Source organism: Streptococcus oralis (assembly GCF_021497945.1).
Lineage (GTDB): Bacteria > Bacillota > Bacilli > Lactobacillales > Streptococcaceae > Streptococcus > Streptococcus oralis_BR.
Window position 1 is genome coordinate 906,379 of the sequence record NZ_CP046524.1, and the last position, 19,483, is coordinate 925,861.

The window sequence follows — 19,483 nt, forward strand, 5'->3', positions numbered from 1 at the left end:
TTATGACTGTATCTCGTGACAAGCTAATTGAGAGCGCCAAAAAATTGGATCGACAACTGGGTAATGAGTCGACTTTTCTCACAAAAGTGAATGAGATTATAATTGATCATTCAGACACAAATAAAGTAGCAGATTTATATAAATCTATATATTTATTTCAAAAAGAGAATAAAATAAGCAAGATAAGTCAAATTCTAAAAGAATTATCTGATAATTTAGCTTGTTATTTAGGTTACTCTTATCTTTTTGAAATACTAGGGAAGGAGTTAGGAAAACGTAACAACTCTTCTTTGGATGAATTGATGAAGGAATTAAATCAATTAGTTGGTTTACAAAAAGTTAAAGAGGAAGTTTCGAGGTTAGTTATATATCAAAAGGTTCAGTCCAAAAGAAAAGAGTCTGGTCTAAAAGTACCAAAGAGAACTTTACATATGGCGTTTATGGGGAATCCTGGTACTGGAAAGACGACAGTGGCCAGAATTGTAGGTCGGATGTATTATCAATTAGGCCTTCTTTCAAAGGGGCATTTTACCGAAGTCTCCAGAACAGATTTAATCGCTGGTTATCAAGGTCAAACTGCTTTAAAAGTAAAAAGTGTCATTGAAAAAGCAAAAGGTGGCGTTTTATTCATAGATGAAGCTTATAGTATTACAGAAAATGACAATACGGATTCATATGGACGAGAATGTTTAACAGAATTGACAAAGGCTTTAGAGGATTCAAGAGATGATCTAATTGTTATTGTTGCAGGATATACTGATCCAATGAATCATTTTTTTGAATCGAATCCTGGTCTGAAGTCTCGCTTTAATTATTTTATAAATTTTGAAAATTATTCTTCTACAGAATTGTTAGATATTCTTGAAACACTAGCAAGGAAAGACGACTACCAAATAGATGACAAGCTGAAAGGAATATTATTAAATTATTTTAATGATAAGTTAGAAAGCAATCTTACCAATTTTTCTAACGGTCGTTTTGTTCGAAATCTTTATGAAGATTTAATAATGAATCAAGCAGTTCGAATTGATCAAAGTGAAAATTTGACTTCAAAAGATTTAACTTTGTTGATAAAAGATGACTTTTCTTTAGAACAAAGCTGTTCTACTTACATAGAAATATAATTAAATGAAAGAATACATTATCAAATCGTAGCTAAATGTTTTATTGGTTGATACATAATCAATACCGAACCTTAACCCTTGCATTCGCAAGGGTTTTCTTCTTGTATTTCATTTATGGTAAAATAGGTTTAGCGAAATTGCTTGATATTCCTCAATCTTACAAAAATGTAAGATTAAAGTCTCTTTTGTAAGGTTAGGTTATGGCAAGCTGTCTTTTTTTGCGATAAACTAGACTCATAAAGAACAAAGGAGCAAAACCATGAAAAGAATCTTACAAAAGAAAACAAGAAAACCAAGTCAAAAAGACATCGAGCGTGTTCAACTGGGATGCGCTATGATGCAAGCACAGTTTCAATTGATGGGATATTAAGAAGGAGAAGATCATGACACTTTTAGATGTAAAACACGTTCAAAAAATCTACAAAACACGTTTCCAAGGCAACCAAGTAGAGGCCCTAAAGGACATTCACTTTACCGTGGAAAAGGGTGACTACGTTGCCATCATGGGGGAGTCTGGTTCTGGGAAATCAACCCTGCTCAACATCCTAGCTATGCTGGATAAACCAACTCGTGGGCAGGTTTACCTGAATGGAATAGACACAGCCACTATTAAAAATTCACAGGCTTCGAGTTTCCGTCGTGAGAAGTTAGGATTTGTCTTTCAAGACTTTAACTTGCTAGATACCTTGTCTGTTAAGGACAATATCTTGCTTCCGCTAGTGTTATCACGCAAACCCATCACGGAGATGATGAAAAAATTGGTGGTGACAGCTGAAAATTTGGGCATCAACCAATTGCAAGAGAAGTACCCTTACGAGATCTCTGGTGGTCAAAAACAGCGGGTAGCAGTAGCACGCGCCATCATCACTGAACCTGAAATTCTTCTTGCGGACGAACCAACAGGAGCCCTTGACTCCAAATCATCAGCAGCTCTTCTAGATGTTTTTGATGAAATCAATGAGCGCGGACAAACCATTCTTATGGTAACTCACTCAACGGCAGCAGCAAGTAGGGCCAAGCGCGTTCTCTTTATCAAGGACGGCATTCTTTACAATCAAATCTATCGTGGAGACAAGACAGAGCGTCAGATGTTCCAAGAAATCTCTGATACTTTGACTGTTATGGCAAGCGAGGTGAATTAGTATGTTCCGATTAACCAATAAGTTAGCGGTATCTAACTTGATTAAAAACCGCAAACTCTACTATCCCTTTGCCCTTGCCGTTCTCTTAGCAGTGACCATCACCTATCTCTTTTACTCTTTGTCACTTAACCCTAATATTGGCAAGATCCGAGGGGGAGAAACTATCTCTATGACCCTCGCTCTCGGAATGGTGGTTGTTACCATCGCTTCAGGGATTATTGTACTTTATGCCAATAGTTTTGTCATGAAGAACCGCTCCAAGGAGCTGGGGGTATATGGTATGCTTGGTCTTGAAAAGCGCCATTTGATCAGTATGGTTTTTAAAGAGCTTCTTATTTTTGGTTCCTTAACCTTAACAGCTGGTCTCGGTCTAGGAGCTCTCTTTGATAAGCTAATCTTCGCCCTTCTTCTGAAGCTGATGAAGATGAAAGTGGAGCTCGTTTCGACTTTCCAACCAATTGTCTTTATCCTAGTTCTAATCGTCTTTGGAGCTATCTTCCTAGGTCTGATTTTTATCAATGCCTTTCGCATCGCACGCATGAATGCCCTTCAGCTCTCTCGTGAAAAAACCAGTGGTGAGAAAAAAGGACGTTTCTTAGGTCTTCAAACCATCCTCGGTCTAATCAGTATGGGATCTGGCTACTACCTAGCAGTTACAGTTGAAAATCCACTTTCTGCTGTTCTGATTTTCTTTGTAGCGGTCTTGCTAGTAATCCTTGGTACCTATCTCTTGTTTAATGCGGGGATTACAGTATTCCTACAAATCTTGAAGAAAAACAAACGTTACTATTACCAACCCAACAACATGATTTCCGTATCCAATCTCATCTTCCGTATGAAGAAAAATGCGGTTGGTCTTGCGACGATTGCCATTCTTTCAACCATGGTCTTGGTGACCATGTCTGCTGCAACTAGTATCTTCAAGGCTTCAGAAACCTTCAAGAAATTCATGAATCCACATGATTTTGGAATTTCAGGGCGAAATGTTGAAAAAGAAGATTTAGATAAACTTTTGAGTCAGTATGCTAGCGATAAGGGATTAACTATCACCAAAAAAGAAGTCTTTCGTCACAGTAATTTTGGCATCGAGAGTCAAGATGGAACCAAACTCCGTATCTTTAAAAAGGGGAATAACTTTGTCCAACCAAAAACCATTTTCATGGTCTTTGACCAAAAAGACTATGAAATCATGACTGGTCAAAAACTCTCCCTTTCAGGTAATGAAGTTGGGTTGTTTACCAAGAGTAAAGAACTTCAAGGGCAGAAAGAACTCACTTTAAATGACCAGACTTACACTGTTAAAGAAGAAATTAAAAATGATTTCGTTCTGGAACATGTGCCAAATCAGTTTAACATCCTCACATCTGACTACAATTATCTTGTTGTGCCTAATCTGCAAGCCTTTATTGATCAATATCCAGATTCCTCTCTCTTTGATCAACTTTATGGTGGTATGAATGTAACAGCTAGTGAGGAAGAACAGCTCAAACTCGCTGACGATTTTTCAAAATTCCTTAATAACTTTAATAGAGAATTAAACAAAGAGGGAAGCTATGTATACGGAAGCAATCTGGCTGATAGCAGTGCACAAATCAGTGCCCTCTATGGTGGTGTCTTCTTCATCGGTATCTTCCTTTCTATCATCTTTATGGTGGGAACGGTCCTCGTTATCTACTACAAACAAATCTCTGAGGGTTATGAAGATCGTGAACGCTTCATCATTTTGCAAAAAGTCGGTCTCGATCAAAAGCAAATCAAGCAAACCATTAATAAACAGGTCCTAACTGTTTTCTTCCTCCCATTGCTCTTTGCTTTCCTACACCTTGCCTTTGCCTATCATATGCTTAGCCTCATTCTAAAAGTCATTGGGGTACTAGATGCAACCATGATGTTGACTGTCACTCTGTCCATCTGTGCCATCTTCCTCATCGTCTATGTCTTAATCTTTATGATTACCTCAAGAAGCTATCGCAAGATTGTGCAAATGTAAAAAAGATACCTCGATGTTTATCGAGGTATTTCTTTTATCTTAAATGCTGAAGAGTTGTCCAAATAGGTAAGTCACTCCCATGGTCAGAAGTCCGATACAGAGGTTACGGATCATAGCCGTTTTCGTAGGTGCCTTGCCTAATTTAGCACTGGTATAGCCGGTAATAAGAAGGGAAAGCGCCACGATAAGAACAGTAGCTGGAATACGAAAGTCACTTGGAAAGACGGTGATCGAAAGCATAGGAGGAAGACTTCCCAGTACAAAGGCGATAAAGCTAGAAATAGCAGCATGCCAAGGATTGGTAAATTCTTCGTACTCGATACCGTATTTTTCCTCGACAAGGGCTTTGAGTGGATTTTTTAAAAAGGCCTTGTTAGTCAGGAGTTGGGCGGACGTTTCACACTCACCATTTTGCAGGTAAGCAGCATAGAGGGATTGTTTTGCAGATTCGATGTCCTTATCCAAGAGCAACTGTTCTCTGGCAACAGCGGCTTCTTCCGTGTCTTTTTGAGTGGATACAGAGACATATTCGCCACCTGCCATAGAAAAAGCACCAGCGAGGATAGCTGCCAATCCTGATAAAAAGATAATCCAGATATTACTCGTCGCACTAGCAACACCGATAACGACTCCAGCGATGGAAATAATCCCATCATTGGCACCGAGAACACCTGCACGCAGGATATTGAGTCGTCCTGCAAAGTTTGCATCAATTTCATGTTTTATTTCTGTCATAGTCATCTCCTTTCTCTCCATTATAGAGAAAAGAGTAGGGGAATACAAACTTTTTAAACTATCTGAAAAAAGTTCTACGATTCTAATTTTTAAGCCTTTTGAAGTTTCTCCGAAAAAGTAGTGCTATCCTACTGTACTGGACCTTTTTAAACTTATCTATGGTATAATAGAAGGTAGATTTATCAATTGGAGTATGAAGGATTTTATGATTAGACTTGTAGCAACCGATATGGATGGAACCTTTCTAGATGGAGAGGGTCGGTTTGATATGGAACGCCTTAAAAACGTACTTGTTTCCTACAAGGAAAAGGGGATTTATTTTGCAGTGGCTTCAGGTCGTGGTATCTTGTCCCTGAAAAAGTTGTTTGCGGATGTGCGTGATGAAGTGATTTTTATAGCTGAAAATGGGAGCTATGTTGAGTTTCATGGTGAGGATATGTACGAGGCTACTATGTCTCGGGATTTTTACTTGAGCACTTTTGAAGCTTTAAAGAAATCGCCTTATTTTGATGAAAGAAAAATGCTCTTGACTGGGAAAAAAGCTTGTTATGTTTTGGATACAGTGGATGAGACCTATCTGATGTTTAGCCGTCACTACAATGAAAATATACAAAAAGTAGCGAGTCTGGAAGATATCACGGATGAGATTTTTAAATTCACTACTAACTTTACTGAAGAAACGATAGAAGCTGGAGAGGCCTGGATCAACGAAAATGTTCCTGGTGTGAAAGCCATGACAACAGGTTTTGAATCCATTGATATTGTCTTGGACTACGTTGATAAGGGTGTGGCTGTTGTTGAGTTATCCAAAAAACTTGGTCTAACCATGGATCAGGTTATGGCGTTTGGAGATAATCTCAATGACCTTCACATGATGCAGGTTGTGGGCACCCAATCGCTCCTGAAATGCGAGACCAGAGATTTTAGAATTAGCAGAAGCAGTGATTGGCCATCATAAGGACCAGTCAGTGATGGCTTATATGGAGGGCTTGTAATGGCAGATATTAAATTGATTGCATTGGACTTGGACGGCACTTTGCTGACTACTGATAAAAGACTGACAGATCGTACCAAGGCGGTCCTCAAGGCTGCGCGTGACTGTGGCATCAAGGTCGTACTGACAACGGGTCGTCCTCTAAAGGCTATGGATTTCTTTCTCCATGAGCTAGGGACTGACGGTCAGGAGGATGAGTACACCATTACCTTTAATGGTGGTCTGGTGCAGAAAAATACGGGAGAGATTCTCGATAAAACGGTTTTTTCAATCGACGATGTGGCACGCTTGTACGAGGAAACTGAAAAACTCGGACTTCCGTTAGATGCCATTTCAGAAGGAACAGTCTATCAAATCCAGTCGGATCAAGAAAGTCTCTATGCTAAGTTCAACCCAGCTCTGACTTTTGTACCTGTCGCTTTTGAAGATCTATCTAGTCAGATGACATATATAATATGTGTGACTGCCTTTGCCCAAGAACCTTTGGATGCAGCGATTCAACAGATTTCTCCAGAATTGTTTGACCAATATGAAATCTTCAAATCACGTGAAATGCTATTGGAATGGTCACCGAAAAACGTCCACAAGGCAACAGGTTTAGCGAATTAATTAAACACTTGGGAATCGATCAAAGTCAAGTCATGGCTTGTGGGGACGAGGCCAATGACCTTTCCATGATTGAGTGGGCGGGTCTAGGAGTTGCCATGCAAAATGCAGTTCCAGAAGTCAAGGCAGTCGCGACAATCTTGTAACCCCCATGACAAATGATGAGTGATGCCGTTGCTTGGGCGATTGAAGAATATGTGCTAAGGAGAGTTAAAAAATGGGATTATTTGACCGTTTATTCGGAAAAAAAGAGAGCCAAAAAATCGAAGATGTTGTAAAAGAAGCACTGGAGAAATCTTGATTTGTCAGAAGAGGTTGAAGAAAACCAAACGGCTATCGAAGAAACAAGTCAGGAAGAGACAACAAGAGAAAAAGTGGAAGAAAACACCTGCTCAAGAAGAAATTCCTCAGTTCTCGACAGAAGAAGTTTATTGAACCAGAAGCAGTCGAGGAAACTGCTCAGGAAGAGCCTGAGCTAGAAGCTGATGAATTGGAACAATTCCAAGAGCCGGAAGAAGTTTTAGAAGAAGAGAACCAAGAAACTGTAGAGTTCGAAGAAGAGCTAGCTACTGAAGTTGTAGAAGAAGAACTTCCTCAGGTTGAAGAAACCGTACAGGAAAAATATGACCGCAGTCTCAAGAAAACCCGTACGGGATTCGGTGCTCGTTTGAATGCCTTCTTTGCCAACTTCCGTTCTGTTGATGAAGAATTTTTCGAGGAATTGGAAAGACTGCTCATCATGAGCGACGTCGGTGTGCAGGTCGCTTCGAACCTAACAGAAGAGCTACGCTATGAAGCCAAATTAGAAAACGCTAAGAAGCCTGACGCACTCCGTCGTGTCATTATCGAGAAATTGGTTGAACTCTATGAGAAGGATGGCAACTACGATGAACAAATCCACTTCCAAGACGGTTTGACAGTCATGCTCTTTGTCGGAGTCAATGGCGTTGGGAAGACAACTTCTATTGGGAAATTGGCTCACCGCTACAAACAAGCTGACAAGAAAGTCATGCTGGTTGCGGCAGATACATTCCGTGCTGGAGCTGTTGCCCAGCTAGCTGAATGGGGCCGTCGTGTGGATGTTCCCGTTGTGACAGGACCTGAAAAGGCTGATCCAGCTAGTGTGGTTTTTGATGGGATGGAACGTGCTGTAGCTGAAGGGATTGATATTCTCATGATTGATACAGCAGGTCGTCTGCAAAATAAGGACAAACCTTATGGCAGAGCTAGAAAAGATTGGTCGTATTATCAAGCGTGTCGTTCCAGAAGCAACCCCATGAACCTTCCTGGCACTCGATGCTTCAACTGGACAGAATGCCTTGGTACAAGCTAAAGAATTTTCGAAAATTACCCCTGTTACCGGTATTGTATTGACCAAGATTGATGGAACAGCCCGTGGCGGTGTCGTTCTGGCAATTCGTGAAGAACTCAATATCCCTGTAAAATTGATTGGTTTCGGTGAAAAAATTGATGATATTGGGGAATTTAACTCAGAAAACTTATGAAAGGTCTCTTAGAAGGCTTGATTTAATACAAAATCATAACCACCCGTCAAACGGGTGGTTTGTACCAGGGCTATAAGCCCAAATCACCAGCCAGCGCCTAAAGACGCTGGCTTTCACGTTGTTTCAAGCCTCATTGCTCTTGAATCGTCACTTGCCTCTCGAAGAGGCTTGGGTATTACTTACCACTATCCCTAAAGGGATCCTCATATTCTTTTACACTCAATTTATCTAGTGCTATATCATGCTTTCCCTGTTCTTGGATATATTTCCTAATGTGGCTTCATTGAGCCCTACTGTACTTACATAATAACCTTCTGCCCAGAAATGCCGATTCCCAAACTTATACTTGAGATTAGCGTGTTTGTCAAACATCATGAGTGCACTTTTACCTTTTAAATACCCCATGAAACTTGAAACATTTATCCTTGGTGGAATACTGACTAACATATGTACATGATCTGGCATTAAGTGACCTTCGATGATCTCAACACCTTTATAACTACATAATCGGTGGAATATTTCTCCCAAACTACTTCGATATTGATTATAAATGACTTTTCGTCTATACTTAGGGGTGAACACAATGTGATATTTACACATCCACTTTGTGTGTGATAAACTATGTGCCTTTTGTGCCATATTTTTCTCCTTTCGCTTTACAATTGGCTTGAACACCTTTATTGTATCGCGTTTGGAGTTTTTTGGTATAACCTTCGACGCGCACCCGCATAGCGGGTGGTTTATTTGTCTCGCAACTTACGGAGCGAGACGGACTAATAGTCACATAATAAATATCCTGCAAGATTGACTTGCAGGATATTTTTGCTATTCTAAACGGCCATCTTCACGATAGGCGATATCTGGTTGCCAGGTCCATTTAGCTCCATACTTTTCAAGTAAGTCAAAGCTAGCTTGTGGCCCCATACTTCCGGCTTTATAGTCATGAAGTGGAGCACCGTTTTCAGCCCAGAGCTCTTCGATACGGTCAATCAATTTCCACGAAGCACTTACCTCATCCCAGTGGCTAAAATTGGTTGAGTTGTTGTTCAAGACATCGTAGATTAATTTCTCGTACGGATCTGGTGAGGCTCCAGTAGCAGTAGCGTCAGTACGGTAATCCAGAGAGCTTGGTGCCAGATTGAATTCTTCACCGACTTGCTTCCCATTTAGGCTGAGAGAGAAGCCTTCTGTTGGTTGGATATAGATGGTCAAAATATTTGGTGCCAATGGTTCTCCAAAGATAGACTCCATTTGCTTAAAGATGATATTGACATGAGTCCCTTTTTCAGTCAGACGTTTCCCTGTACGGAAGAAGAAGGGAACACCACGAAAGCGATCACTGTCTACAAAGAAGGCACCAGATGCAAAGGTTTCTGTTGTAGATTCAGGATCGACATTTGGCTCGCTTCGATAGGAAATGTATTTCATACCATCTATTTTACCAGAGCGATACTGACCACGGATAAACTGTTCTTTCAATTCTTCCTCAGTTGGATGATAGAGGTTTTTAAAGACCTTTATCTTTTCAGCACGAATCTCATCTTTTGTAAAGCTAGCTGGTTTGTCCATGGCTAGAAGAGAGAGGAGTTGTAGAGTATGGTTTTGCACCATATCACGAAGGGCACCAGATTCATCATAGTAGCCACCACGTTCTTCTACACCCAAGCGCTCTGCAAAGGTAATCTGTACATTATCAATGTGCTCACGGTTCCAAACATTCTCAAAGATCATGTTGGCAAAACGAACAGCAAAGATACTCTGAATCATCTCTTTACCTAGGTAATGGTCAATACGGTAGATTTGCTCCTCATCAAAGGCCGCAAGGAGATCTTCATTGAGTTTGCTAGCTGTTTCGTAGTCCGTACCAAAAGGTTTCTCAACAATCAAGCGCTCAAAACCTTTGCCGTCAACGATGTTTTCAGACTTGAGGTGTTTGGCAATGGTCCCAAAGAATTGAGGAGCCATTGATAGGAAGAAGAGTTTGTTGTGGTCCGTTTGGTATTTCTCATCAAGTTCAGCCTGTAATTCACGTAAAGCGATGTAATTATCAGTATCATTAACGTCATGACTTTGATAGTAGAAATGACTTGCAAACTCTTGGGCTTGCTCGGTACTATCTGCCAAATCAAGGATGGACTCAACAACAACAGATTCGAAATATTCTTTACTCCAAGGTCTACGAGCTGTTCCGATAACTGCGAAATGCTCAGAAAGATTGCCTGATTTATAGAGTCTAAAAAGGGAAGGGTAGAGTTTGCGTTTTGCTAAATCTCCACTCGCACCGAAAATTGTAACAATAACCTTTGATGACATCTAGCTACCTAATTTCTATATTTTTTCCTAGTTGGACTAGGGATGAGATTTCCTCATTTTCATAGTCTTTATTTTATCATAATTTTCAAAAAAATCAAAAAATCCAATACGCAATTAAAAAACTGTAAGGATTTCCTTACAGTTTTGTTTTATACATTTAGGACCTTGTTCAAGAACTCTTTCAGTCGAGGGTGTTGTGGGTTATCAAAGATTTGGTCTGGAGTTCCATCTTCAAGAAATTCTCCATCCGCTGTGAAGATAACACGGTTGGCCACCTGACGAGCAAATCCCATCTCATGAGTTACGATGATCATGGTCATGCCTTGCTCTGCCAATTCCTTCATAACGTTTAGTACATCTCCGACCATCTCAGGGTCAAGAGCAGAAGTTGGCTCATCAAAGAGCATGATATCAGGATTCATGGCAAGTCCACGAGCGATGGCTACACGCTGTTTCTGACCACCTGAAAGGCTATCTGGATTTGCCTTAGCCTTGTCTGCAAGGCCGACTTTTTCCAGCAATTCCATCCCCAATTTTTCAGCTTCTTCTTTGGTCATCCGTTTGTGTTCAATAGGTGCAAAAGTGATATTTTCTAGGACGGACATGTGAGGAAAGAGGTTGAAGTGTTGGAAGACCATTCCCACGTTTTCACGAACATGGTCGACATTGGTTGATTTTTCAGTCAGATCATAACCATTTACTGTGATGTGACCACTCGTTACCTCCTCGAGAAGGTTAAGGCTACGGAGGAAAGTGGATTTACCAGAACCAGAAGGACCGATGATACAAACAACATCCCCTTCATAAAACTTAGTAGTAATGCCTTTTAAAACTTCATTTTTTCCATAATACTTATGCAAATCATTTACATCAATTTTTAGTTTTGCCATTAACGAATCCTCTTTTCTAAGCGTTTCGCTAGTCTAGTCAAAAGCGTGATAATTACAAGATAGAAGATAGCAAGGATTGCATACATCTTGAAACTTTGGTAGTTACGGGCGATGATGATCTTACCAGTTTGGAAGAGTTCAACCAAACCGATAGCAGACACGATGGTTGTATCCTTCAATGCAATAACAAATTGGTTAACAAAGTTTGGTAACATCAATTTAGTCGCTTGTGGCAAGATAATCTTACGCATGGTTTTTCCATAAGAGATACCAAGACTGCGGCTGGCTTCCATTTGCCCAACTGGAACAGCTTGGATCCCACCACGAACAATTTCAGCGATATAAGCTGCAGCATTGAGTGAGAGGGCGATGGTACCAGCTACAAAGTCGTTAATTGGACTTTGATGGCCTGTAATGGACTCGATGAAGTTTGGAATTCCCCAGAAGATGAAGGCTGCAAGAATCATCAAGGGAATACCACGGATAACGTCAACGAAAATCTCAGAGATGACACGAAGAGATTTGTATGGGCTAACGCTAAACATACCGAAGATAATCCCGATGACAATGGCAATTGCAAATGAAATAAGCGCTAGAGCAAGAGTGATTCCAAGTCCACTAAGAAGTTGTTTATAGTTGTTTTGAAGCAAGCCCCAGATAGTTGTTTCGTCAACCGTACTTGTAGAGTTAGTTGAAGATTCGCTAGCTAGATACTTGTCAAGAATCTTTTGGAATTCTCCGTTAGCTTTGAGGTTCGCAAGTCCATTATTGAACATCTGGATCAATTCTGGGTTTGTTCCTTTTTTAACGGCAAAGGCTGTTTCACCGATTGGAGTTCCAGCGATTGGTGTTTTCAATTTTTGACCTTGGCTGATAGAATATTTGAGAACTGGCTCATCATCCATCACGGCATCGATGGAGCCAGTGTTCAGACTGTCATACATAGAAGCCCCATCTGCAAAGGTTTTAATCTTATAGCCGTATTTGCTTTGATTTTCAGTAAGGAACGTTTGAGAAGCAGTTCCGTTTTTAACGCCGACAGTTTTATCCTTGAGGTCTTCATAAGAAACAATGGTGCTTGATTCTTTCACACCGAGAATCGTATTTGCTGTGTAGTAGGATTCTGAGAAGTCGAAGGTTTCCTTACGGGCATCTGTTACAGACATACCAGCAATGATACCATCTGCTTGTCCTGCTTGTACAGCACTAATGGCTGCGTCAAATCCTGGGTTGGTAATTTCAATTTCAAAACCTTGGTCTTTGGCAATGGCCTTGATGAGGTCCATATCAATACCGGTGTATTGATTGCTTGAATTTTGAAAGACGAATGGGGCGAAAGATGAGTCACTGGCAATAATGTACTTGCTTTTCAATGGAGTAGCTTTTTGTCCAGCAGCAGTAGTTGTCGTTGGGGTTGCCGTTGTTGTAGAAGCTGTCCATTTTTGGATGATTTGCTCCAAGCTACCATCCTTCTTCATTTGTGCTAGGGCTTCATTAAACTCGGTAACCAAGTGTTCATACTTGCTCCCTTTCTTGACACCAAAAGCAAAGCTTCCAACAGCCTCACCATCCATATTGATGCTGAGATCTTGTCCTTGGTTAATCGCATACTCAATAACAGGTTTGTCATCCATGATGGCATTTACAGCACCAGCACTTAGACTGTTATTCATCAAATCACCTGTATCAAAGGTTTTAATAGAGAAACCGTATTTATCTTTGATACTTTCGAGGAAGCGTTGAGCGGCAGTTCCGTTCTTAACTCCAACTGTTTTCCCGCTAAGTTCCTCATATTTGGTGATTTTATTCGCCTTTGTGGTAGCAATGACAACTTTTGTATCATAATAGGTATCAGACATGGTAAAGACATTTTCACGTTCTTTTGTTTTTGTCATACCTGCCATAATAGCATCTGCTTGACCTGACTGCACTGCATTTACAGCTGCATCAAAGCCAGGATAAGACATTTGGATGTTCCATCCTTTGATTTCTGCGACTTTATTGATAATATCAACATCAATCCCCTTATAGGTTTGATCTGAATCTTTAAACTCAAAAGGTGCGTAAGCTGTATCAGACACAATCTTAACAGTATCAGCTTTTGCCATACCTAGTGAGAAAATGGGAAATAAAATGAGCAAACATGCTAGTATTTTTTTCTTCATTTTTAGTCTCCTTTTCCGAATATTTTCCCATTATATCAGAAAATGAATGAAAAGGCAAATTTTTATATTTTCGTGTCAGAAAATATAACATCTATGTTTTCTTTTCCTTCTTGAATTGCTACTATAAAATGATATAATAATAGTATGTAATAGAAGAAATGAGGACAGGAACATGAAGAATAAAAGAATATTTAAAGACTTCCAATCTTCCCAAATGAGTTTAAATATTTACACAAGTCCTTTGTTAGCCTTTGTTTTTGTCTTTATAGGAGAGTTTGTTGCATATACTTTGTATGGTATTAGCTTGTTAGCTCTCATCGGACTTGCTAGAAACTTTGGAGAGTCTGGTCAAAATCTTGCAACTTACTTGCAAACCTTGCAGCAGAGCTTGACGGATAAAACAAGTGACTTTCGTTTAATTTTAGCATTGCTGTCCTTTGGTTTTATTCTCAACACTGTGTTCAGATGGACTAAAAAAGTTGAGAAAAGATCTATTAGAACCTTGGGATTTTATAGAGAAAGTTTCCTTAGCAGTCTTCTGAAAGGATTTGGCCTAGGTTTGGCACTTTTTCTTCTGACCTTGTTAGGTTTGATGGTCTTGGGGCAATATCGTTTGGAATCCATTCGCTTGAATCCTTATTCGCTTACTTTTGTCGTCTTTACTATCCCATTTTGGATTTTACAGGGGACAGCAGAAGAAGTGGTGTCCCGTGCTTGGCTCCTTCCTCAATTGGCCTCAAGAACAAATCTAAAACTTGCTATTGTTATATCTAGCGTACTTTTTACCCTGCTTCATGCGGGGAATTCTGGTCTAACACCTCTATCTCTAGCGAATCTCTTCTTATTCGGAGTTACCATGGCTCTTTACCTTCTCAAAACCGATACTGTTTGGGGTGTTGCAGGTATTCATGGGGCTTGGAATTTTGCTCAAGGAAATCTATTTGGGATTTTAGTTAGTGGTCAACCATCAGGAACGTCTCTGATGACCTTTTTACCACAAGGCAATCAAGATTGGCTATCAGGTGGTTCTTTTGGTATAGAAGGTTCTATCATGACAAGTCTGGTTTTGTTATTGCTGATTGTCTATCTCGCTTATCAATTAAAGAAAGAAAATGAAAGGATGTGACTTAGGTCCGTCCTTTTCTTCGTGAAAATGCTACAAGTATGCTAAAATAGGAATAGCACATCGAGAGAGGATTCTTATGATCAATCGGATTACAGATAATCAATTTAAACTAGTATCAAAATACCAACCATCAGGAGATCAACCCCAAGCGATCGAGCAGTTGGTTGATAACATTGAGGGTGGAGAAAAAGCTCAAATTCTGATGGGGGCGACGGGTACAGGGAAGACCTATACCATGAGTCAGGTCATTTCCAAAGTTAATAAGCCAACTCTGGTCATTGCCCATAACAAAACCCTAGCTGGTCAGCTCTATGGAGAGTTTAAGGAATTTTTCCCTGAAAATGCTGTTGAGTACTTTGTGTCCTACTATGATTATTACCAACCCGAGGCCTATGTGCCTTCTAGTGATACCTACATTGAGAAGGACAGTTCTGTTAATGACGAGATTGACAAGCTTCGCCACTCAGCGACTTCAGCCCTTCTGGAGCGCAATGACGTCATTGTCGTAGCTTCTGTCTCTTGTATCTATGGTTTGGGTTCGCCAAAGGAATATGCTGATAGCGTGGTAAGTTTGCGTCCAGGTCTTGAGATTTCGCGTGATAAACTCTTGAATGACTTGGTAGATATTCAGTTTGAGCGTAATGACATCGACTTTCAACGGGGAAGATTTCGTGTGCGTGGGGATGTGGTAGAGATTTTCCCAGCTTCCCGTGATGAACACGCTTTTCGAGTAGAGTTCTTCGGAGATGAAATTGACCGTATCCGAGAAGTTGAGGCTCTGACTGGTCAGGTATTGGGAGAAGTGGATCATCTGGCGATTTTCCCTGCGACTCACTTTGTGACCAATGATGATCACATGGAGGTTGCGATTGCCAAGATTCAGGCAGAGTTGGAGGAGCAGTTAGCTGTCTTTGAGAAGGAGGGTAAACTGCTAGAAGCCCAGCGTTTGAAACAGCGGACAGAGTATGATATTGAGATGTTACGTGAGATGGGTTATACAAATGGGGTTGAGAACTACTCTCGTCACATGGATGGTCGTAGCGAAGGAGAGCCCCCTTATACGCTTCTTGATTTCTTCCCAGATGATTTCTTGATCATGATTGACGAGAGTCACATGACCATGGGGCAGATTAAGGGCATGTACAATGGAGACCGTTCGCGTAAGGAAATGTTAGTAAACTATGGTTTCCGCCTGCCGTCTGCTTTGGACAATCGTCCTCTTCGTCGTGAAGAGTTTGAAAGTCATGTGCATCAGATTATTTATGTTTCAGCGACACCGGGTGACTATGAAAATGAACAGACCGAGACAGTGATTGAGCAAATCATTCGCCCAACAGGGCTTCTAGACCCAGAGGTGGAAGTCCGTCCGACAATGGGACAGATTGATGACCTCTTAGGTGAAATCAATGCCCGTGTTGAGAAGAACGAACGAACCTTTATCACCACTTTGACCAAGAAAATGGCAGAGGACTTAACTGACTACTTCAAAGAAATGGGTATCAAGGTTAAGTATATGCACTCAGATATCAAGACCTTGGAACGGACAGAGATTATCCGTGACCTGCGTTTGGGTGTCTTTGATGTCTTGGTCGGAATCAATCTCCTTCGTGAAGGGATTGACGTTCCTGAAGTAAGCTTGGTTGCCATTCTCGATGCTGACAAGGAAGGTTTCCTACGTAACGAACGTGGTCTTATCCAGACCATTGGACGTGCTGCTCGTAATAGTGAGGGCCATGTCATCATGTATGCGGACACAGTTACCCAGTCTATGCAACGAGCTATCGATGAAACGGCTCGCCGTCGTAAAATCCAGATGGCTTATAATGAAGAGCATGGTATCGTGCCACAGACAATCAAGAAAGAAATTCGTGACCTAATCGCCGTAACCAAGGCAGTTGCCAAGGAAGAGGACAAGGAAGTCGATATCAATAGCCTCAACAAACAAGAACGTAAGGAACTCGTCAAAAAACTCGAAAAACAAATGCAAGAAGCCGTCGAAGTGCTTGACTTTGAACTGGCGGCTCAGATTCGAGATATGATGTTGGAAGTCAAGGCGTTGGGATAGAGAGGAGAGGACTTATGACAATATTATCAGATTATAAATCAGGTATTGATGCTGATTCGCTAATTAAAAGTTTGAAAGAATTGGATATAGAGAAAAGAAAATCTGAACTTAAGAAACTTTTAAATAACTTTTTAAAATTATCTCCCAAAGATAGTTTATTAAAATTACCAGTAATTTTAGAGATTTTATTTGTATTTCATCAACTACTCGAAATAACAATTCATAGGGAAGTGTTAAAAAAATCAGAAAAAATTCTCAAAGATAATATCCAGCATTTTCTAGAAAATAAGTTGTTAAGAGAAAGCTTTTTCTGGTATTCTTACTCTCTTATAAAATATTTTGATAAAATTGAAGGTATAAAAGTATATCGAGATTTTTTTAAACAGGATAGTTTGTACGCAAAAACTATTAGTTATATTAGTTATATTAGTTATATTAGTTATATGAAAAAATCAAAAGAATCAAAAGATAGTGGAATTGATCAGGATATCATAGGATTCATACTTTCTTTGGTTTTTATCCTTTTTTATAGAATAAATATTAAAAAGACTGACTTAGAATCTGCGCTAAAAAAGACTCATGATTCTCTTGTATCTAAATATCAAAACAACTACTTGAATAATAAAAATATTGAAAGTAAAGAAATTTTTGAAAATTTCGAACCGAAAAGTTTAGTATCAATCAATGAGTATAATGAGTATTATGAAAATAATCCAGATGAATTCTATATAGAATTTTATTTATCATGGTTAGATTCTAATAGTTTAGATACAAATAAGTATTATGAAAATATTATTCAATCTATAATGCGATATAATAAATCGGATGTCATCAATACGCAAGCTTTTAATTTATTAGAAAAATGGGGGAAATTAGGAAATATAGATATAAGAAATTCAAATGACTTGGAAGGGTATTCTATACAAAATCTAGAAAAGTTTGCGAATACTTTGATTGATGAAATTCGAGTAACTTTAACAGTTGATATTGATAATTTAAAAAGACAAGAAAGATATGGTCACTATACAAAAATTGATACTTTGACTAAATTTTTAATTGTGGCTGCAAAATCCGACAAAGAATTCGAGCCTCCCTTTTTACGTTTAACGCATTCAAAGCAGCTTAACGATCCGATGGAAGGTCAGGCTTTGTATGAATATTTAGGTTTGGAGAGAAGTTCAATAGATTATCAAAATTCTAATGTATTTTTATCTTCTTTGACTACTGTATCGGACAGTTTACCAATGTGGACACAATATGCAGATAAATGCGAGGGAGCATTTGTAGAGTATGACATGGAGTATATACAGAATATTGTTGAACATGATTTTTTAGAATTTGTAAAAATTTATTATCTAGAAAATGATAAAGAAGATGAGTCTCTCGTTGGTACAAGACTTCACAGTTTAAAAATAATTATTACAGAATTGATGAATAAGGATGAGAGAAAAGTAGTTTCGGAGATTTCTAGTAATTTAGCCAAAATATCTTATCTTTTTAAGGTAGCAGACTATGAATATGAAAGTGAGTATCGTATTTTAATCAATTTTGATGATTCCCTTATAAAGGAACGAATATCGACTAGACGGCCATATGAACATAAAATAGGTTTAAAAAAGTTTAAAGAATCTAGCTATGAAGATTTTAGAAAATACATTCACTTAACTCCAATGGATGATGGGCGCTATGGATTGTTCGTATATATTAATCTTTTGCCTTTAAGATATTCGAAAGTAAAATTGGGATCAAAAGTGGTTGATCCAGACTACATAGCTCCATACTTGAAACTTGTTGATCCTGATATAGAGATAGAAAGTTCGAAAATTCCTTATCGTTGAGTTTAGAAAAAATTAAAGCTTCAAAGAAATTATAATCTTTTTATTAATAAGGAGAAGCTAGTAATGAAAAAATGGTTACTATTAATTTTCTTCATTGTAAATATTGTCCCTTTATTCTTTATTCTACGTTTTGCCTTCCTTTTCTTTACAACAACTTATGACATTTTCCCTGAAGCAAATCAAGCGGAAGTAGAGACAGCAGTAAGAAGAACCCTTGATTTGTATGGTTTTAAAGGAGATATGAAGGTTACGAAGTTTTCTAGAGATAAATGGACTTCTGAAAAATATAAAATTGAACACGATTATAGTGAAGAGGTTGATGGAAGTAGAGTCACTGTGAGTCATGCCTTGTTTTATCGTCCAAAGTCCTCAAAATACAATCCCCAAAAGACTGATGAAGAACTGGCCTATGATGGGACTACGAGAACCATGTTACAAGAATTTTCAGACATGGCTCATAAACTACTTAACCAGCATCCTGTCAGTATTTCTCACAAAGAGAAGGTAGAGAGTTTTTTTAAGCAATATGAAAATCCAAATCTAGAATATGTGAATAGTTACTGGAGTGTCGATACTGAATCTGAAAATATCCAAGACTATTATGCCCTCATTGAAAAGAACCGTAAGGAAGGGAAAGCTTTTCAAGGTTTGTATGATCTCCCTATTGATGAATTCTTGGGAAAAGAAATGATAAAAGGATACATCATCTATCGCGATACTGTTTTAGAAGAGGGTGAGAAAGATTATTTTGATAGTGAAGGCGGACTGACAGGATTTATTTCAAATGGGATAGATAATGCCGAGTTGCCAGATGCCTTTTATGAGGTTTCTTACTACTATGGTGCTAAAGGATATCGTTCGGGCAGTAGTGTCCCTTTAAAGGTTCAAAATCATAAGATGCTCTATTATGGAAGTAATTTTAACTAAAAATTTTATATGTAATAATTTGTGTTAAAATAATAGACGAGATAATTTAAAAGTGATGGATAT

11 protein-coding genes and 4 pseudogenes are annotated in these 19,483 nt (G+C 39.1%); 10 read left to right on the forward strand and 5 right to left on the reverse strand.

Translation table 11 applies throughout. The annotated features are described in order from the left end of the window. Positions 1 to 2: 2 nt before the first annotated feature. The 3 genes from GOM47_RS04670 (at position 3) to GOM47_RS04680 (ending at position 4,256) form a co-directional block, all read left to right on the forward strand. Positions 3 to 1,124 carry an AAA family ATPase gene (locus tag GOM47_RS04670; protein WP_235081213.1) on the forward strand — a complete coding sequence of 374 codons (1,122 nt, stop codon included), beginning with the start codon at positions 3 to 5 and terminating at the stop codon, positions 1,122 to 1,124. 383 nt (positions 1,125 to 1,507) lie between these two features. Further along, positions 1,508 to 2,266 carry an ABC transporter ATP-binding protein gene (locus GOM47_RS04675; RefSeq protein ID WP_033629643.1) on the forward strand — a complete coding sequence of 253 codons (759 nt, stop codon included), beginning with the start codon at positions 1,508 to 1,510 and terminating at the stop codon, positions 2,264 to 2,266. Position 2,267: 1 nt separating this feature from the next. After that, positions 2,268 to 4,256, forward strand: coding sequence for an FtsX-like permease family protein (locus GOM47_RS04680; protein ID WP_235081214.1), 1,989 nt, complete (start codon positions 2,268 to 2,270; stop codon positions 4,254 to 4,256). Between the two features lie 39 nt (positions 4,257 to 4,295). Here GOM47_RS04680 and GOM47_RS04685 read toward each other — a convergent pair whose 3' ends face one another. Further along, positions 4,296 to 4,991 (reverse strand): VIT family protein, encoded by a 696-nt coding sequence (locus tag GOM47_RS04685; protein ID WP_235081215.1) that lies wholly within the window; start codon positions 4,989 to 4,991, stop codon positions 4,296 to 4,298. 205 nt (positions 4,992 to 5,196) lie between these two features. Here GOM47_RS04685 and GOM47_RS04690 point away from each other — a divergent pair. From GOM47_RS04690 to ftsY, 3 pseudogenes are all read left to right on the forward strand, one after another. After that, positions 5,197 to 5,986: pseudogene (locus tag GOM47_RS04690) on the forward strand (Cof-type HAD-IIB family hydrolase). After that, positions 5,986 to 6,797 (forward strand): annotated as a pseudogene (locus GOM47_RS04695) (Cof-type HAD-IIB family hydrolase); the annotation flags it as partial. The pseudogenes GOM47_RS04690 and GOM47_RS04695, both read left to right, overlap by 1 nt. Positions 6,798 to 6,808: 11 nt before the next feature. After that, positions 6,809 to 8,122, forward strand: a pseudogene (ftsY, locus tag GOM47_RS09655) (signal recognition particle-docking protein FtsY). Between the two features lie 149 nt (positions 8,123 to 8,271). Here the strand turns inward: ftsY and tnpA are convergent. The 4 genes and pseudogenes from tnpA to GOM47_RS04725 all read right to left on the reverse strand — a co-directional run bounded on the left by tnpA (position 8,272) and on the right by GOM47_RS04725 (position 13,464). Further along, positions 8,272 to 8,735: pseudogene (gene tnpA / locus GOM47_RS04710) on the reverse strand (IS200/IS605 family transposase). A gap of 186 nt (positions 8,736 to 8,921) precedes the next feature. After that, on the reverse strand, positions 8,922 to 10,409 hold the full coding sequence (gene zwf / locus GOM47_RS04715; protein ID WP_235081217.1) for a glucose-6-phosphate dehydrogenase: 1,488 nt from the start codon (positions 10,407 to 10,409) through the stop codon (positions 8,922 to 8,924). Positions 10,410 to 10,558: 149 nt separating this feature from the next. Beyond that, on the reverse strand, positions 10,559 to 11,299 hold the full coding sequence (locus GOM47_RS04720) for an amino acid ABC transporter ATP-binding protein (RefSeq protein ID WP_235081218.1): 741 nt from the start codon (positions 11,297 to 11,299) through the stop codon (positions 10,559 to 10,561). Then, positions 11,299 to 13,464 (reverse strand): ABC transporter substrate-binding protein/permease, encoded by a 2,166-nt coding sequence (locus GOM47_RS04725; RefSeq protein WP_235081219.1) that lies wholly within the window; start codon positions 13,462 to 13,464, stop codon positions 11,299 to 11,301. The genes GOM47_RS04720 and GOM47_RS04725 overlap by 1 nt, the downstream gene beginning before the upstream one ends. A gap of 172 nt (positions 13,465 to 13,636) precedes the next feature. Here GOM47_RS04725 and GOM47_RS04730 point away from each other — a divergent pair, with 172 nt between their 5' ends. The 4 genes from GOM47_RS04730 (at position 13,637) to GOM47_RS04745 (ending at position 19,420) form a co-directional block, all read left to right on the forward strand. Beyond that, positions 13,637 to 14,590: a CPBP family intramembrane glutamic endopeptidase gene (locus tag GOM47_RS04730; protein WP_235081220.1), complete on the forward strand. Its 954-nt coding sequence runs from the start codon at positions 13,637 to 13,639 to the stop codon at positions 14,588 to 14,590. A gap of 76 nt (positions 14,591 to 14,666) precedes the next feature. Further along, a complete protein-coding gene (gene uvrB / locus GOM47_RS04735) occupies positions 14,667 to 16,655 on the forward strand; it encodes an excinuclease ABC subunit UvrB (protein ID WP_235081221.1) in 1,989 nt (662 codons plus the stop codon). 14 nt (positions 16,656 to 16,669) lie between these two features. Beyond that, positions 16,670 to 18,493, forward strand: a complete 1,824-nt coding sequence (locus tag GOM47_RS04740; RefSeq protein ID WP_235081222.1) for a DUF2971 domain-containing protein — start codon at positions 16,670 to 16,672, stop codon at positions 18,491 to 18,493. 63 nt (positions 18,494 to 18,556) lie between these two features. After that, complete coding sequence (locus GOM47_RS04745) at positions 18,557 to 19,420, forward strand: hypothetical protein (protein ID WP_235081223.1); 864 nt, start codon at positions 18,557 to 18,559, stop codon at positions 19,418 to 19,420. Positions 19,421 to 19,483 lie beyond the last annotated feature (63 nt).

Excerpts from the sequence above, each read along its gene's own strand:
- GOM47_RS04720 (WP_235081218.1), bottom strand. The coding sequence starts at position 11,299 with ATGGCAAAACTAAAAATTGATGTAAATGATTTGCATAAGTATTATGGA.
- GOM47_RS04740 (WP_235081222.1), top strand. The coding sequence starts at position 16,670 with ATGACAATATTATCAGATTATAAATCAGGTATTGATGCTGATTCGCTA.
- zwf (WP_235081217.1), bottom strand. The coding sequence starts at position 10,409 with ATGTCATCAAAGGTTATTGTTACAATTTTCGGTGCGAGTGGAGATTTA.
- GOM47_RS04675 (WP_033629643.1), top strand. The coding sequence starts at position 1,508 with ATGACACTTTTAGATGTAAAACACGTTCAAAAAATCTACAAAACACGT.
- GOM47_RS04745 (WP_235081223.1), top strand. The coding sequence starts at position 18,557 with ATGAAAAAATGGTTACTATTAATTTTCTTCATTGTAAATATTGTCCCT.
- GOM47_RS04685 (WP_235081215.1), bottom strand. The coding sequence starts at position 4,991 with ATGACAGAAATAAAACATGAAATTGATGCAAACTTTGCAGGACGACTC.
- GOM47_RS04680 (WP_235081214.1), top strand. The coding sequence starts at position 2,268 with ATGTTCCGATTAACCAATAAGTTAGCGGTATCTAACTTGATTAAAAAC.
- GOM47_RS04725 (WP_235081219.1), bottom strand. The coding sequence starts at position 13,464 with ATGAAGAAAAAAATACTAGCATGTTTGCTCATTTTATTTCCCATTTTC.
- GOM47_RS04670 (WP_235081213.1), top strand. The coding sequence starts at position 3 with ATGACTGTATCTCGTGACAAGCTAATTGAGAGCGCCAAAAAATTGGAT.
- uvrB (WP_235081221.1), top strand. The coding sequence starts at position 14,667 with ATGATCAATCGGATTACAGATAATCAATTTAAACTAGTATCAAAATAC.
- GOM47_RS04730 (WP_235081220.1), top strand. The coding sequence starts at position 13,637 with ATGAAGAATAAAAGAATATTTAAAGACTTCCAATCTTCCCAAATGAGT.